The organism is Microbacterium sp. Bi128, from assembly GCF_918698205.1.
In genome coordinates this window covers 1-13,749 of the sequence record NZ_CAKKMM010000007.1, presented here as the reverse complement: position 1 = coordinate 13,749, position 13,749 = coordinate 1, and the positions used below count along the sequence as shown (strand labels likewise).

Below are 13,749 nucleotides of genomic sequence, written 5' to 3'. Positions count from 1 at the left end.
TCGAAAAGGAGCGACCACCCCGATGGATGCCACGGCCCGGGCCCGCGCAGTTGAGCTGCTGGGCCGATTCAACGACGACATGACGCGCGTCGTCGACGCCGTCTTCGGCACCCAGTGGGCGGAGATCGAGGAGATCCTCGCGCGGGTGGTCGTGGCATCCGAGCACGTCGTGACGACGCGCCGGATCGCCGATGTGAGCGGCCTCGGGCGGCGCGCCGTCTCGCGGCTGGTCCTCCGGCTGCAGACGGAGGGCCTCGTCTCCACCAGACCCTCGGATGCCGACAAGCGCGCGGTCGAGGTGGTCCTCACCGATCGCGGCGAGGAACAGACCGAGCGGCTGCGCGCCGAGGTGACGACCTTCCTCCACCGAAGCGACGGGATCGCCCGCGAGATCAGCCAGGGGTTGCAGAGCGCTTCCGCGCCGCCGGCGTCGGGTCCGTCGGTCGACCCCCTCGAGCTCCTCCTCCGCATCTGCGCCTCGGGAGCCGCGCTCGTGGCCTACATGCCTCCGGCCGCGACCCGCGGCAGACTCGCGGCCCGCCAGCGTGCGGCTCTGGTGATGATCGCCGGGGCAGGTGGCATCCGGCCGAACGATCTCGCCGAGCCCCTCGAGGTCTCACCACCCGGCGTGGTGTACATCGTCGACCAGCTGTGCGCGAAGGGGTTCGTCGAACGTCGGCGCGGCGCCGTGCCCGGCGATGGACGCGCCGTGGTGCTCGCGGCCACCGCCGCGGGCCTGCGGGCGATCGGGGCGGTGATGGACGGCATCGAGCAGGAGCGCGAGCGTCTGGTCGCCCTCTTCGCCGAGGTCGCAGAGTGGGCTCCGCCCACACTCCGACCGTGAGATGACCCCCCTTGCATTGTTCAGGCATGTCCTGGAAGGCTGTTGTTCAGTGATGTCCTAAAAGGACGGAAGGGGCCAGTCATGTCCAGAGAAGAGCACGCGCGCGAGGGCGCACAGGCCGTCATCCCCGACGACCAGATCATCGACGTCGCCGTCGTCATGCCGCGGGGGTCGACGAAGTCCGGCCTCGTGGGCTCGATCATCGGCGTCAGCGCCGGGGGCAACAACCAGATGGCGTGGGGTGTCGCGGGCGGAATGCTGGCCCAGCGCGCCCACAGCGCGTCGCACGGGAGCTACCCCTCGATCGTTCTGGCCCTGTCCGAGACGAAGCTCTACGTCCTCGGCCGGCAGTCCACCGGCGTCGTGGGCGGGTGGAAGAACCTCCACCCCGTCGCCCACATCGACCGCGCCGACCTCGAGGTCGAGCGCCGCCACAGCGGAACCGTCCGCGTGATCGAGCTCACCGACACCACGACGGGGAACACCCTCGAGTTCGAGGCGCAGACCATCGGCGGCCTCGGCCTGAACGACCTCTTGGCCGAGCTCGGAAAGGACGCGGACTGATGGCCTACAACGACCGCCCCGGCGGCGTGACCCTCGTCGCCGTCCTCGCCTGGATCACCGCCGTCCTCCAGATCGGCCTCTCCATCCTCATCCTGACCGGGGCGATCTCCCCGGCCGGTGTGTCCATCCCCTCGACGTGGGTCGCGATCGTGGTGGGCGTGATCACGCTGCTGGTCAGCTTCGGGCTCTTCGGCGCCAACCGGATCGCGCGCGTGATCGTCACGGCATCCCTCGGACTCACCATCCTCAGCGCCATCCTGCAGGCCATCGCACACCGGGACGCCAACGTCCTGGTCGGCGCGATCATCACGATCCTGCTCGCCGTCGCCGGGATCTCGCTGCTCTACACCCAGCGCGCCAACCGGTTCTTCGCGTGAGTGGGACGTCGATGCGGGACGACTCCCGCCGTCGCGACGTGACGGGCACGAACGGGTGGCAGCGGTTCTGGAACCGCGGCGGCTGGTGGCGCGCGGTCCTGATGGCCGTGATCTACATCGCGTCGTACAACCTCGCCGGCCTGGCGCTGCGCCCCCTCGTGGGAGGGCTGGCGGATGCCGACAACATCTTCGCCACGCCGATCTCGGCCTTCATCGCCATCGGGCTGCAACCGCTGTTCGGAAGCGTCCTGCTCCTCATCATCGCCGCGACGCTCGGCTGGCTCCCCCGCCCCCTGTTCGGACGCCAGCCGGTGCCGCGCAAGTGGTGGTTCTGGCTCGGCCCGATCTTCGTGCTCGTGCCGATCGTGTTCCACTTCTTCGGCATCGAGTACGCCCGGTACGGCGTCGCGGTCGTCATCGCCGTGCTCGTCGCGGGGGTGTTCGTGGGCTTCTCCGAGGAGTTCCTCACGCGCGGAATGGTCGTCGTGATGCTCCGCCGGCACGGGTACCGCGAGTGGGCGGTCATGGCACTGTCGTCGGCGATCTTCGCCTCGCTGCACTTCTCGAACCTGTTCACCGGGCAGGGCATCTCCACCGTCGGTCCGACCGTCGTCTACACGTTCGCGTTCGGCATCTGCATGTACGCGACGCTGCGCGTGGGCGGCTCGCTCGTGTGGCCGATCGTCCTGCACACCCTCACGGACCCGACGACGATCCTCACCTCGGGCGGCATCGACGACGGGACGAACGCATCGGTGAACCCGGCGAACGTCGTGGCGCTCGTCGGCACCGTCGCCTACGTCGTCTGGGCGGTCGTGCTGCTGATCGTGACGCGCGGCGACGCGCAGGGCCGCGCCGACGCCGACGAGGAGCCGCGCGTCCGCGTCGCCTCCTGAGCCCCGGGCCCCGGCATCCGCCCCTCCCGCCGAACACGTGAGCCTTGAGATGCGTCCACGCGTGGGAGAGGGTGGATGCCATGCCGCTCCTCGCCCTGCTGACCCTCGCCGTCATGGTGGTCGCGCTCATCGACGCCATCACCCGGCGCGACGACCAGGTGAAGCACCTGCCGAAGTTCGCGTGGGTCTTCTTCATCGTGCTGCTGCCGCTGATCGGCTCGATCCTGTGGTTCACGATCGGCCGCCAGTGGGAGCAGCGGGGCGAGCCCATGAGCTTCGGCGACCCGCGGCGGTGGCAGAAGGATGCCGAGCCGGCTCCGGCCCCACGCGCCTCCGACGCACGGACGACCGAGCAGCAGATCGCCGACCTCGAGCGCGAGATGCACCTCGCCGACCTCGAGGAGCAAGTGCGCCGCCGCCGCGCCGACGGCGACGCACCCGCGTAACCCGGCCTCAGCGTCCCGACCGTCGGAACCGGGCGACCGCGACGATCCACGCGACGGCGAGGATGCCGGCGCACCACGCCAGCGCGACCCACACGCTCGCGCCGACGGGCTGCTGCGCGAGCAGCGCGCGAATGGCATCCACGAGCGAGGTCACGGGTTGGTTCTCGGCGAACCAGCGCACCGGTCCCGGCATGGTGTCGGTGGGTGCGAAGGCCGAGCTCACGAACGGCAGGAAGATCAGCGGGTAGCTGAAGGCGCTGGCGCCGTCGATGGTCTTCGCCGCGAGCCCCGCCACTACCGCGACCCAGGTGAGGGCGAGCGTGTACGCCATCAGGATGCCGACGACCGCCAGCCAGGCCCCGACCGAGGCTCCCGACCGGAAGCCCACGAGCAACGCCACCCCGATCACGAGCGCGAGAGACACCGCGTTCGCCAGCAGCGACGTGAGGACATGTCCCCACAGGACGCTCGCCGGCGCAACCGGCATGGAGCGGAGCCGATCGACGATGCCTCCGCGTACGTCGAGGAACACGCGATACGCGGTGTACGCGATGCCGGACGCCACGGTGATCAGCAGGATGCCGGGGAGCAGGAAGTCCACGTACGCGGTGCCGCCGGTGTCGACGGCGCCGCCCAGGACGAAGACGAACAGCAGCATGATCGCGACCGGCATGATCGCCGTGGTCACGATCGTGTCGGGGCTGCGGAGGATGTGCCGCAGGGAGCGACCGGTGAGCACCGCGGTGTCGGACAGAGCGTGCGTGGTCATGACTCCCCCTCGTCGAGCGAGCCGGCGGAGCCGACGATGGCGAGGAAGATCTCCTCGAGGGTGGGCTGCTTCTCGACGTACTCGACGGTCGTCGGGGGGAACAATGCCCGCAGGTCGGCCAGCGTCCCCTCCGCGATGATGCGTCCGCCGTGCAGGATGGCGATGCGGTCGGCGAGGTTCTCGGCTTCGTCGAGGTACTGCGTCGTGAGCAGCACGGTGGTGCCGGATGCGGCGAGGTTGCGCACGGCATCCCACACCTCCAGACGCGCCTGCGGGTCGAGTCCGGTCGTCGGCTCGTCGAGGAAGACCACCGCGGGCCGGCCGACGAGGCTCATGGCGATGTCGAGGCGACGGCGCATCCCGCCGGAATACGTGGATGCCGCTCGGCGTGCGGCATCCGTGAGCGAGAACCGCGCGAGCAGCTCGTCCGCCGTGCCGGTGGGGTCGGGCACATGCCGCAGACGCGCGATGAGCGTGAGGTTCTCGCGACCGGTCAGGACCTCGTCGACGGCGGCGAACTGTCCGGTGAGGCTGATGGAGGCGCGCACCCGCGCGGCCTGCGTCGCGACGTCTGCTCCGTCGACGACCGCCGTCCCGGCGTCGGCGCGGAGCAGCGTCGACAGGATGCGGACGACCGTGGTCTTCCCCGCGCCGTTGGAGCCGAGGAGCGCGACGATGGTGCCGCGCTCGACGTCGAGATCGACGCCGTCGAGCACGGCGACGTCGCCGTAGGACTTCCGGAGGCCCCGCAGGCGGATCGCGGGACCGGTATCGATGATGGACATGGGTTGTTCCTCTCGTGGGGTGCCGGCCGGAGGGCGCACGAGACCATCGCCTCCGGCCAGCCGGTTCCGGAGGACGCGTGCGAAGGTCGGATCAGCCCTGGGAGCGGGCCGCCTCGTCGATCGCGCGGGCAAGGCGCGCGCGTTCGCGTCCGATCCAGCTGCCGTCGCCGTAGTTGGCCATGAACTCCTCGGCGAAGGCCGCCGGCTCGTCGCCGGTCAGATCCCGCAGCGGCGTGCCGGCCGCCGCGGCCTGCTCGAGCAGGTCGGCGAGGTCGGTCACCATGCGGATGAGGGCGTCAGGGTCGCTCGTCGGCCCGAGGTTGAGCACGTACCGCTCGAGAGCTCGACCCGCCTGCCGATACGGCGCGGGGAGGGCGTCGAGGCGGCGCCGATACTCGCGCCACTGCTTCTTGGCGCTCAGGTCGCCGATGATCTTCTCGTACCAGGCCATGTCAGTTCCCTTCTTCGCGGAGCTGCTCGAGCCGGTCGGCGAGCAGACTCCAGGTCGTCCAGAATTCGGCGAGCTGCGCCCGCCCGGTGTCGTTGAGCGTGAAGACCTTGCGCGGCGGCCCCTTCTCGGATGCCACCTTCTCGACATCGACGAGACCGCGCTGCTCGATGCGGACGAGGATCGCGTAGACCGTGCCCTCGGCGAGGTCGGCGAAGCCCCGGTCGCGGAGGTCGGCGGTGATCTCGTACCCGTACGCCGGCCGCCGCGCCAGCACGGCGAGGACGACGCCCTCGAGCACCCCCTTGAGCATCTCGGTGTCTTGTCTGCCCATCCGCTACTCCTCAACGTTGACTACCGCTACAAAGTAACACTGACTACCGGTACTCAGCAAGAGCGAATACCGCACCCGTAAGCGCGCCGTATGCGTCCGTCGGTGAGCCGTAGGGAAACCGTAAGGACGTCCGGGAGCCGCCGCGCACGGGAGTTGCATCGACACACGTGCCGCCCCGCGGCGCCCGCGCCACAGCAGTCGCGCGGAAGCTCCCGAACCTGGAGTCATCGTGCTCGATGTCGTCTACCTCGTCGCGATCCTGGCGCTCTTCGCGCTGGTCGCCCTCATCGCGCAGGGGGTCGAGAAGCTGGGCCCGCAGCCCGGCGCTCCCTCCGCGCGTACCCCCGGCCACGGCGCCACAGCGGCGCCCCGCCGTGACGCGCAGGCGCCCACCCGAGAGGGCGATTCCGCGTGAGCATCGTCGCCGCCGTCCTCGCTGTCGCCGCCGTGGTGTACCTCGTGGTCGCCCTCGTCCGCCCCGAGAAGTTCTGACATGGATGCCGGAACGATCTGGTCCATCGTGCTGACCAGCCTCACGCTCATCGTCGCCCTGGGTCTGGCCTACCACCCCCTCGGCGACTACATCGCCCGCATCTACACCGGCGAGCGCGACCTCGCCGTCGAGCGGGTCACGTACCGCCTCATCGGCGTCGACGCCCGCAGCTCGCAGACCTGGCAGGCCTACCTGCGGTCGGTGCTGCTGTTCTCGGCGGTGGGTGTCGTGCTCGTGTACGCGATCATGCGCCTGCAGCCGCTCCTGCCCTTCGCCCTGGGCCTCGAGGCCCCCGGCGAGGCGCTGTCGTTCAACACCGCGGTGTCGTTCGTCACCAACACGAACTGGCAGTCCTACGCGGGCGAGTCGACCCTCGGCTACACCGTGCAGTTCGCCGCTCTGACGGTGCAGAACTTCGTCTCGGCCGCGGTCGGCATCGCCGTCGCCGTGGCCCTGGTCCGCGGTTTCGCGTATCGCCGCAGCGGCGTCATCGGCAACTTCTGGGTCGATCTCGTGCGCGGCACGACCCGCCTGCTGCTGCCGTTCTCGATCGTCGCGGCCGTCGTGCTACTCGCGGGCGGCGTCATCCAGAACCTGAACGGGTTCACGGATGCCACGACCCTCGCGGGCGCGGCTCAGTCGATCCCCGGCGGCCCGGTGGCATCCCAGGAGGCGATCAAGCTCCTCGGCACCAACGGCGGCGGGTTCTTCAACGTCAACTCGGCGCACCCGTTCGAGAACCCCGCGCCATGGACCAACCTGTTCGAGATCTTCCTGATGCTCGTCATCCCGTTCTCGCTCCCCCGGGCGTTCGGCCGCATCGTCGGCGACGACCGTCAGGGCTACACGATCCTGGGCGTCATGGCCGCGATCTTCGCGGCATCCACGGCCCTTCTCACGTGGGCCGAGCTCGCCGGCGCCGGAACGGCTCCTCAGTTGGCGGGCGGCGCGATGGAGGGCAAAGAGGTGCGGTTCGGCATCTTCGGCTCGACGCTGTTCGGGTCGACGAGCACCCTGACCTCCACCGGCGCGGTCAACTCGATGCACGACAGCTTCACGGCGCTGGGCGGTGGGATGCCGATGATCAACATGATGCTCGGCGAGGTCGCCCCGGGCGGCGTCGGCTCGGGCCTGTACGGGATGTTGATCCTCGCCGTGATCGCGGTGTTCGTCGGTGGCCTGCTCATCGGCCGTACGCCGGAGTACCTCGGCAAGAAGATCGGGCCGCGCGAGATCAAGCTCGCGAGCCTGTACATCCTCGTCACGCCGACGCTCGTGCTGGCCGGAACCGCGCTGAGCTTCGCGATCCCCGGCATCCGGAGCGACGTCGAGGGCACCTCGATCCTCAACCCGGGCGTCCACGGTCTGAGCGAAGTGCTCTACGCCTTCACGTCGGCGGCGAACAACAACGGTTCGGCGTTCGCGGGGCTCACCGCGAACACCCCGTGGTTCAACACGGCGCTGGCGGTGGCGATGCTCCTCGGCCGGTTCCTGCCGGTCGTGTTCGTGCTGGCTCTCGCAGGGTCCCTCGCGGCCCAGGATGCCGTTCCCGCCACCGCCGGAACCCTGCCGACGCACCGTCCGCAGTTCGCGGGCCTCCTCACGGGCGTGGCGGTCATCGTCACCGCCCTCACCTACTTCCCGGTCCTGACCCTCGGACCCCTCGCTGAAGGACTCACTCGATAATGTCCACGCTCACCGACGCCCCGGCCCCCGCCGAGGCCCCGACCTCCGCCGCTCCGCGCCGCGCGTTCAGCGCCGCGCAGATCGTCGCCGCGCTACCGGGCGCCGCGAAGAAGCTCCATCCCGCGTCGCAGTGGCGCAACCCCGTGATGTTCCTCGTGTGGGTGGGGGCGGCGCTCACGACCCTCATCGCGCTCACCGAGCCGTTCCTCGGCGGCGGCGACGCGTCGCTGCCGTTCGGCTTCACGTGGGGCATCGCGGTGTGGCTGTGGCTCACGGTGTTCTTCGCGAACGTCGCCGAGGCGGTCGCCGAGGGCCGCGGCAAGGCGCAGGCCGCGACGCTGCGCAAGACCCGCACGACCACGACGGCCCGTCGCGTCGTCTCGTACGACGCGAAGGCCGATGCCCTGGCATCCACCGCCTCCGTCGAGGACGTGCCGTCGGGCGAACTGCGGGTCGGCGACGTCGTGCTCGTCGAGGCGGGGCAGCTGATCCCCGGCGACGGCGACATCGTCGCGGGCATCGCCACTGTCGACGAGTCGGCGATCACCGGCGAATCGGCGCCGGTCGTGCGCGAGTCCGGCGGCGATCGCAGCGCCGTCACGGGCGGCACGCGGGTGCTGAGCGACCGCATCGTCGTGCGGATCACCTCGAAGCCGGGCGAGACGTTCGTCGATCGCATGATCGCGCTCGTCGAGGGCGCGTCGCGTCAGCGCACGCCGAACGAGATCGCGCTGAACATCCTGCTGGCGAGCCTGTCGATCGTGTTCGTCGTGGTCGTGCTGGTGCTGAACCCGATCGCGTCGTACGCCGCCTCTCCGGTGTCGATCCCGGTGCTCGTGGCGCTCCTCGTCTGCCTCATCCCCACGACGATCGGTGCTCTCCTGAGCGCCATCGGCATCGCGGGCATGGACCGCCTGGTGCAGCGCAACGTCCTGGCGATGTCGGGCCGCGCCGTCGAGGCCGCGGGCGACGTCACGACGCTGCTCCTCGACAAGACCGGAACCATCACGTACGGCAACCGCCGGGCGTCGGCGTTCGTCCCGCTGCCGGGCGTCGGCTCCCCCGAGCTCGCCGAGTACGCCTCGCTGTCGTCGCAGGCCGACCCCACCCCCGAGGGCGTCTCGGTCGTCGAGCTCGCCGCCGCGCAAGGGGTCGTCGCCGAGATGCCCCGCGGCGCCGAGCCGGTGCCCTTCACGGCGCAGACTCGCATGTCGGGGGTGGACCTGCACAGCGGCGAGATGGTGCGAAAAGGAGCGGCATCGGCCGTTCTGACCTGGTTGGACGGCCTCGAGGCGGCGGTGCCCGACGCCACCCGTGCCGAACTCCTGAGAATTGCGGACGCGATCGCCGAGTCCGGCGGAACTCCGCTGGTGGTTGCGACCGTCGCCCCCGATTCTTCAGGAGTTTCGCACGGCCGCGGCCGCGTGCTCGGCGTCATCCACCTCAAGGACGTCGTCAAGGACGGCCTGCGCGAGCGGTTCGGCGAGCTGCGGGCCATGGGCATCCGCACCGTCATGATCACGGGCGACAACCCGCTCACCGCGAAGGCGATCGCCGCCGAGGCCGGCGTCGACGACTACCTCGCCGAGGCCACGCCCGAAGACAAGCTCGCGCTCACCCGCCGCGAGCAGGAGGGCGGCAACCTCGTCGCGATGACCGGCGACGGCACGAACGACGCCCCCGCGCTGGCGCAGGCCGACGTGGGCGTCGCGATGAACACCGGCACGTCGGCCGCGAAGGAGGCCGGCAACATGGTCGACCTCGACAGCGACCCGACCAAGCTCATCGACATCGTGCGCATCGGCAAGCAGCTCCTCATAACCCGCGGCGCCCTGACGACGTTCTCGCTCGCCAACGACATCGCGAAGTACTTCGCGATCATCCCGGCGATGTTCATGGTCGTCTTCCCCGGGCTCGCCGTGCTGAACGTGATGCAGCTGTCGTCGCCGGCCTCGGCGGTGCTCAGCGCCATCATCTTCAACGCGATCGTCATCATCGTGCTCATCCCGCTCGCCCTGCGCGGCGTGAAATACCGCGCCGCGAGCGCCTCGCGCATCCTCAGCCGCAACCTGCTCGTGTACGGGCTCGGCGGCATCCTCGTCCCCTTCATCGGCATCAAGCTCATCGACCTCGTCGTGAGCCTGCTCCCGGGATTCTGAAAGGCCCCGTCATGCGCACCACCCTGCGTACCGCCGGCGTCGCCGTCCGCGCGATGCTCGTCTTCACCGCCGTCCTCGGCGTCGGCTACATGCTGCTGATCACCGGGATCGGCCAGCTCGCCCTCCCCGCCCAGGCGAACGGGTCGCTCGTCCGCTCGGCCGACGGCGCGCTCGTCGGCTCGACGCTGATCGGGCAGTCGTTCCAGGATGCCGACGGCCAAGCGCTGCCGCAGTACTTCCAATCGCGCCCCTCCGCGGCCTCCTGGGACGCCGCCGCCTCGACGGGATCGAACCTCGGCCCCGAGAACACCGACCTCATCGCCGCGATCTCGGAGAACCGTTCCGGGTTCGAGACGCTGAACGGTGCGGGGGCGATCCCGGCCGACGCGGTCACCTCCTCGGGCTCGGGCCTGGACCCCCACATCTCCGTCGACAACGCCGAGCGCCAGGTCGCGCGCGTCGCCAAGGCCCGCGGCATCCCGATCGCCGACGTCGAGGCCCTCGTCGCCGAGAGCACTCGGGGCCGGGATCTCGGGTTCCTCGGGGAGCCCCGGGTCAACGTGCTCGAGCTCAATCGCGCGCTGGACGCCCGATGACGCGCGAGAATCGCTGACATGCGTTCGTTCCGTCCCGCCGTCGCGCCCCGTGCGCGGCGGCGGTGGCGCGCGCCGGACCCCGGGAGCGCCGCGTGAAGCGCGGGCACCTCCGCGTACTGCTGGGCGCGGCACCGGGCGTCGGCAAGACGTACGAGATGCTCGAAGAGGGGCGCCGGCTCGCCGCCGAGGGCCGCGACGTCGTCATCGCGATCGTCGAGACCCACGGCCGCGCGGCGACCGCGGCGCAAGCCGAGGGGCTCGAAGAGGTGCCCCGGCGCGCGGTGGCCCACCGGGGCGTCGACCTCGACGAGATGGACCTGGATGCCGTGCTCTCGCGGCATCCGGATCTCGCGCTCGTCGACGAGCTCGCGCACACCAACGCCCCCGGTTCGACGCACGAGAAACGGTGGCAGGACGTCGAAGCGCTGCTGGACGCCGGCATCGACGTCATTACCACCGTCAACGTGCAGCACATCGCCTCGCTCGGCGACGTCGTCGAGAAGATCACAGGGGTCGTGCAGCGCGAGACGGTCCCGGATGCCATCGTGCGCGCCGCCGACCAGATCGAGGTCGTCGACCTCGCGCCGCAGTCGCTGCGCGACCGTTTGGCATCCGGCTTCGTCTACCCGGCCGAGCGCATCGACGCGGCCCTGTCGAACTACTTCCGCCTCGGCAACCTCACCGCGCTGCGCGAGCTGGCGCTGCTGTGGCTCGCCGACGAAGTCGACTCCGCGCTGCAGCGCTACCGCGTCGAGCAGGGTATCGAGGGGTCGTGGCAGGCCCGCGAGCGGGTGGTCGTCGCCCTCACCGGCGGCGCCGAAGGAGAGACGCTGCTGCGCCGCGGCGCGCGGATCGCCGCACGGTCCGCGGGCGGCGAACTGCTCGCGGTGCACGTGTCCACGCAGGACGGGCTGCGCGCCGAAGAACCCGGCGCCCTCGCCGCCCAACGCGCGCTCGTCGAGTCGCTCGGCGGCACGTACCACCAGGTCGTGGGCGACGACGTCGCCGCCGCCCTGGTCGACTTCGCCCGCTCGGTCAACGCCTCGCAGCTCGTGATCGGCGTGAGCCGGCGCGGGCGGCTCGGAGCAGCCCTCACCGGGCCCGGCATCGGCGCGACCGTCATCCGTCTCTCCGGCGACATCGACGTGCACATCGTCAACCACGCCCGCGCCGGCGGCCGCTTCACCCTGCCGCGCCTCACCGGTCCGGCGCTGAGCGCCAAGCGCCGCGTGCTCGGTTTCGTCACGGCCCTGGCCGGCGGCCCCCTGCTGTCGTGGCTGCTCATCGCCACCGGCACCGAGGACTCCATCACCACCGACGTGCTGGCGTACCAACTGCTCGTCGTCGTGGTCGCCCTCATCGGCGGGATCTGGCCGGCGGTCTCGGCGGCGGTGCTGTCGGGGCTGACGCTCGACTTCCTGTTCATCGAGCCGCTCTACACGATCACGATCGCCGACCCCGACCACGCGCTCTCGCTCGTGCTGTACGTGATCATCGCGATCCTCGTCAGCCTCGTCGTCGACCAGGCCGCACGCCGCGCGCGGGCCGCCCGCCGTGCCGCCGCCGAAGCCGAGCTGCTCGCCACGGTGTCGGGCAGCGTCCTGCGGGGCGAGAGCGCGGTGCCGGCGCTCGTCAGCCGCGCCCGTGAAGCGTTCGGCCTGTCGGGGGTGCGGCTCGTGGCATCCGACGGGTCCGTGCTCGCCACCGACGGCGAACCCGTGCGCGACGGCCGTCGCGTCGAGCTGCCCGTGGGCGACGGACGCGCGCGCCTCGAGCTGCACGGAAGAGACCTGGATGCCGCCGAACGGCGGCTCCTCGACGTCGTCGTCGCGCAGCTCGCCGCCGCTCTCGAGCGCACCGACCTGGTCGAGACCGCCGCCGAGGCCGGGGTGCTCGCTGAGACCGATCAGGTGCGCAGCGCCCTACTGTCGGCGGTGAGCCACGACCTGCGACGGCCGCTCGCGTCGGCGGTCGCGGCACTCGGCGGCCTGCGCGCGGCCGGAGACCACCTCTCCGACGACGACCGCCGAGAGCTGATCGAGACCGCCGACGAGAGCCTCGCGACCCTGTCGGTCCTCGTCACCGACCTGCTGGACGTCAGCCGCGTGCAGGCGGGAGTGCTCGCCGTGTCGCTGACGGCGGTCGATGCGGCCGACGTCGTGATCGCGACCCTCGACGAGCTGGGCCTCGGCCCCGACGAAGTCGAACTCGCCCTCGACCCCGACCTTCCCGCTCTTCGCGCCGACCCCGTGCTGCTGCAGCGCGTGCTCGTGAACGTGCTGAGCAACGCCGTGCGGTACACCCCCACCGGGCGGCGCGCCCGCGTGGCCACGAGCCGACTGGGCGGCGTCGCCGAGATCCGCGTCGTCGACCACGGCCCCGGCGTCGCCCCCGAGAGGCAGAGCGACATGTTCGCTCCTTTCCAACGCCTCGGCGACACCGACAACACCGTCGGCCTCGGACTGGGCCTCGCCCTCTCGCGCGGATTCGCCGAGGGCATGGGCGGCACGCTCACCCCCGAAGAGACCCCGGGCGGCGGGTTGACGATGGTCGTGGCGCTGCCGGTCGCCGAGGTGTCTCCGGCCCCGCGCGGCGCCGGGGACGCGGCATGCGGTGCCGACCGGAGCGGGCGCGGTGCCGCGTCCGACCGCGCTGACGCAGACCCGCCATCCCTCCCCCGGACGGAGACGTGATGAAGGTCCTCATCGCCGACGACGACCCGCAGCTCGTGCGGGCGCTGCGCATCACCCTCGCCGCGCACGGGTACGACGTCGTGGCCGCCGCCGACGGCGCCGCGGCGATCACGCTCGCCGCGCAAGCGCACCCCGACATCGTGCTGCTCGACCTCGGGATGCCGCACCTCGACGGCGTGCAGGTGATCCAGGCGCTGCGCGGCTGGACGACCGCACCGATCATCGTGGTGTCCGGGCGCACGGGCTCGGCCGACAAAGTCGAAGCGCTGGACGCCGGGGCCGACGATTACGTCACCAAACCGTTCCAGATCGACGAGCTGCTCGCGCGGCTGCGGGTGCACGCGCGGCGTTCGGTGCCGTCGAGCGGCGAGTCGGTCGTGCGGTTCGGCGACGTCGAGGTCGACCTCGCCGCCAAGGCCGTGACACGCGCCGGTGCCCGCGTGCACCTCACGCCGACCGAGTGGCGGATGCTGGAGTTCTTGGCCCGCAACCCCGGTTCGCTCGTCACCCGCCAGACGCTGCTGAAGGAGATCTGGGCGAGCGAGCAGGTCGCCGACTCGGGGTATCTGCGGCTGTACATGTCGCAGCTGCGCAAGAAGCTCGAGGCCGAGCCCTCGGCGCCGGTGCACCTGCTGACCGAGCAGGGGATGGGGTACCGG

At 71.0% G+C, this 13,749-nt stretch carries 16 protein-coding genes; 12 read left to right on the top strand and 4 right to left on the bottom strand.

What is annotated here, in order from left to right:
- Nucleotides 1-22 precede the first annotated feature (22 nt).
- From LQV45_RS01365 to LQV45_RS01345, 5 genes are all read left to right on the top strand, one after another.
- Entirely contained in the window at nt 23-844 is an 822-nt protein-coding gene (locus tag LQV45_RS01365; protein ID WP_230005392.1) for a MarR family winged helix-turn-helix transcriptional regulator, read from the top strand.
- Nucleotides 845-925: 81 nt separating this feature from the next.
- Nucleotides 926-1,408 carry a hypothetical protein gene (locus LQV45_RS01360; protein WP_230005391.1) on the top strand — a complete coding sequence of 161 codons (483 nt, stop codon included), beginning with the start codon at nt 926-928 and terminating at the stop codon, nt 1,406-1,408.
- A complete protein-coding gene (locus LQV45_RS01355) occupies nt 1,408-1,785 on the top strand; it encodes a hypothetical protein (RefSeq protein ID WP_138173199.1) in 378 nt (125 codons plus the stop codon). The genes LQV45_RS01360 and LQV45_RS01355 overlap by 1 nt, the downstream gene beginning before the upstream one ends.
- Nucleotides 1,786-1,823: 38 nt before the next feature.
- Nucleotides 1,824-2,681, top strand: coding sequence for a CPBP family intramembrane glutamic endopeptidase (locus LQV45_RS01350; RefSeq protein ID WP_230005390.1), 858 nt, complete (start codon nt 1,824-1,826; stop codon nt 2,679-2,681).
- Between the two features lie 80 nt (nt 2,682-2,761).
- The gene (locus LQV45_RS01345) at nt 2,762-3,127 is read left to right on the top strand and encodes a PLD nuclease N-terminal domain-containing protein (protein ID WP_230005389.1); all 366 of its coding nucleotides are present in this window, start codon (nt 2,762-2,764) and stop codon (nt 3,125-3,127) included.
- Between the two features lie 7 nt (nt 3,128-3,134).
- On the opposite strand, the gene LQV45_RS01340 is transcribed toward LQV45_RS01345, so the two are convergent.
- The 4 genes from LQV45_RS01340 to LQV45_RS01325 form a co-directional block, all read right to left on the bottom strand.
- A complete protein-coding gene (locus LQV45_RS01340; RefSeq protein ID WP_230005388.1) occupies nt 3,135-3,896 on the bottom strand; it encodes an ABC transporter permease in 762 nt (253 codons plus the stop codon).
- Entirely contained in the window at nt 3,893-4,681 is a 789-nt protein-coding gene (locus LQV45_RS01335) for an ABC transporter ATP-binding protein (RefSeq protein WP_230005387.1), read from the bottom strand. The genes LQV45_RS01340 and LQV45_RS01335 overlap by 4 nt, the downstream gene beginning before the upstream one ends.
- A gap of 91 nt (nt 4,682-4,772) precedes the next feature.
- On the bottom strand, nt 4,773-5,132 hold the full coding sequence (locus LQV45_RS01330; RefSeq protein WP_230005386.1) for a DUF1048 domain-containing protein: 360 nt from the start codon (nt 5,130-5,132) through the stop codon (nt 4,773-4,775).
- Nucleotide 5,133: 1 nt separating this feature from the next.
- Entirely contained in the window at nt 5,134-5,463 is a 330-nt protein-coding gene (locus LQV45_RS01325) for a PadR family transcriptional regulator (RefSeq protein ID WP_230005385.1), read from the bottom strand.
- Nucleotides 5,464-5,692: 229 nt separating this feature from the next.
- Here LQV45_RS01325 and LQV45_RS01320 point away from each other — a divergent pair, with 229 nt between their 5' ends.
- From LQV45_RS01320 to LQV45_RS01290, 7 genes are all read left to right on the top strand, one after another.
- The gene (locus LQV45_RS01320) at nt 5,693-5,878 is read left to right on the top strand and encodes a hypothetical protein (RefSeq protein WP_230005384.1); all 186 of its coding nucleotides are present in this window, start codon (nt 5,693-5,695) and stop codon (nt 5,876-5,878) included.
- Entirely contained in the window at nt 5,875-5,955 is an 81-nt protein-coding gene (gene kdpF / locus LQV45_RS35610; RefSeq protein ID WP_290370191.1) for a K(+)-transporting ATPase subunit F, read from the top strand. The genes LQV45_RS01320 and kdpF overlap by 4 nt, the downstream gene beginning before the upstream one ends.
- Nucleotide 5,956: 1 nt before the next feature.
- Entirely contained in the window at nt 5,957-7,642 is a 1,686-nt protein-coding gene (gene kdpA / locus LQV45_RS01310) for a potassium-transporting ATPase subunit KdpA (RefSeq protein WP_230005383.1), read from the top strand.
- Nucleotides 7,642-9,801, top strand: a complete 2,160-nt coding sequence (gene kdpB / locus LQV45_RS01305; protein ID WP_230005382.1) for a potassium-transporting ATPase subunit KdpB — start codon at nt 7,642-7,644, stop codon at nt 9,799-9,801. Before kdpA ends, kdpB begins: the two co-directional genes overlap by 1 nt.
- An 11-nt stretch (nt 9,802-9,812) precedes the next feature.
- A complete protein-coding gene (kdpC, locus tag LQV45_RS01300; protein ID WP_230005381.1) occupies nt 9,813-10,397 on the top strand; it encodes a potassium-transporting ATPase subunit KdpC in 585 nt (194 codons plus the stop codon).
- 92 nt (nt 10,398-10,489) lie between these two features.
- Nucleotides 10,490-13,090, top strand: a complete 2,601-nt coding sequence (locus LQV45_RS01295; RefSeq protein ID WP_230005380.1) for a DUF4118 domain-containing protein — start codon at nt 10,490-10,492, stop codon at nt 13,088-13,090.
- The coding region (locus tag LQV45_RS01290; protein WP_290370190.1) for a response regulator at nt 13,090-13,749 on the top strand (660 nt) is incomplete at its 3' end. The genes LQV45_RS01295 and LQV45_RS01290, both read left to right, overlap by 1 nt.

Excerpts from the sequence above, each read along its gene's own strand:
- LQV45_RS01330 (WP_230005386.1), bottom strand. The coding sequence starts at position 5,132 with ATGGCCTGGTACGAGAAGATCATCGGCGACCTGAGCGCCAAGAAGCAG.
- kdpC (WP_230005381.1), top strand. The coding sequence starts at position 9,813 with ATGCGCACCACCCTGCGTACCGCCGGCGTCGCCGTCCGCGCGATGCTC.
- kdpB (WP_230005382.1), top strand. The coding sequence starts at position 7,642 with ATGTCCACGCTCACCGACGCCCCGGCCCCCGCCGAGGCCCCGACCTCC.
- LQV45_RS01335 (WP_230005387.1), bottom strand. The coding sequence starts at position 4,681 with ATGTCCATCATCGATACCGGTCCCGCGATCCGCCTGCGGGGCCTCCGG.
- LQV45_RS01340 (WP_230005388.1), bottom strand. The coding sequence starts at position 3,896 with ATGACCACGCACGCTCTGTCCGACACCGCGGTGCTCACCGGTCGCTCC.
- kdpA (WP_230005383.1), top strand. The coding sequence starts at position 5,957 with ATGGATGCCGGAACGATCTGGTCCATCGTGCTGACCAGCCTCACGCTC.
- LQV45_RS01355 (WP_138173199.1), top strand. The coding sequence starts at position 1,408 with ATGGCCTACAACGACCGCCCCGGCGGCGTGACCCTCGTCGCCGTCCTC.
- LQV45_RS01365 (WP_230005392.1), top strand. The coding sequence starts at position 23 with ATGGATGCCACGGCCCGGGCCCGCGCAGTTGAGCTGCTGGGCCGATTC.
- LQV45_RS01345 (WP_230005389.1), top strand. The coding sequence starts at position 2,762 with ATGCCGCTCCTCGCCCTGCTGACCCTCGCCGTCATGGTGGTCGCGCTC.
- LQV45_RS01360 (WP_230005391.1), top strand. The coding sequence starts at position 926 with ATGTCCAGAGAAGAGCACGCGCGCGAGGGCGCACAGGCCGTCATCCCC.
- LQV45_RS01325 (WP_230005385.1), bottom strand. The coding sequence starts at position 5,463 with ATGGGCAGACAAGACACCGAGATGCTCAAGGGGGTGCTCGAGGGCGTC.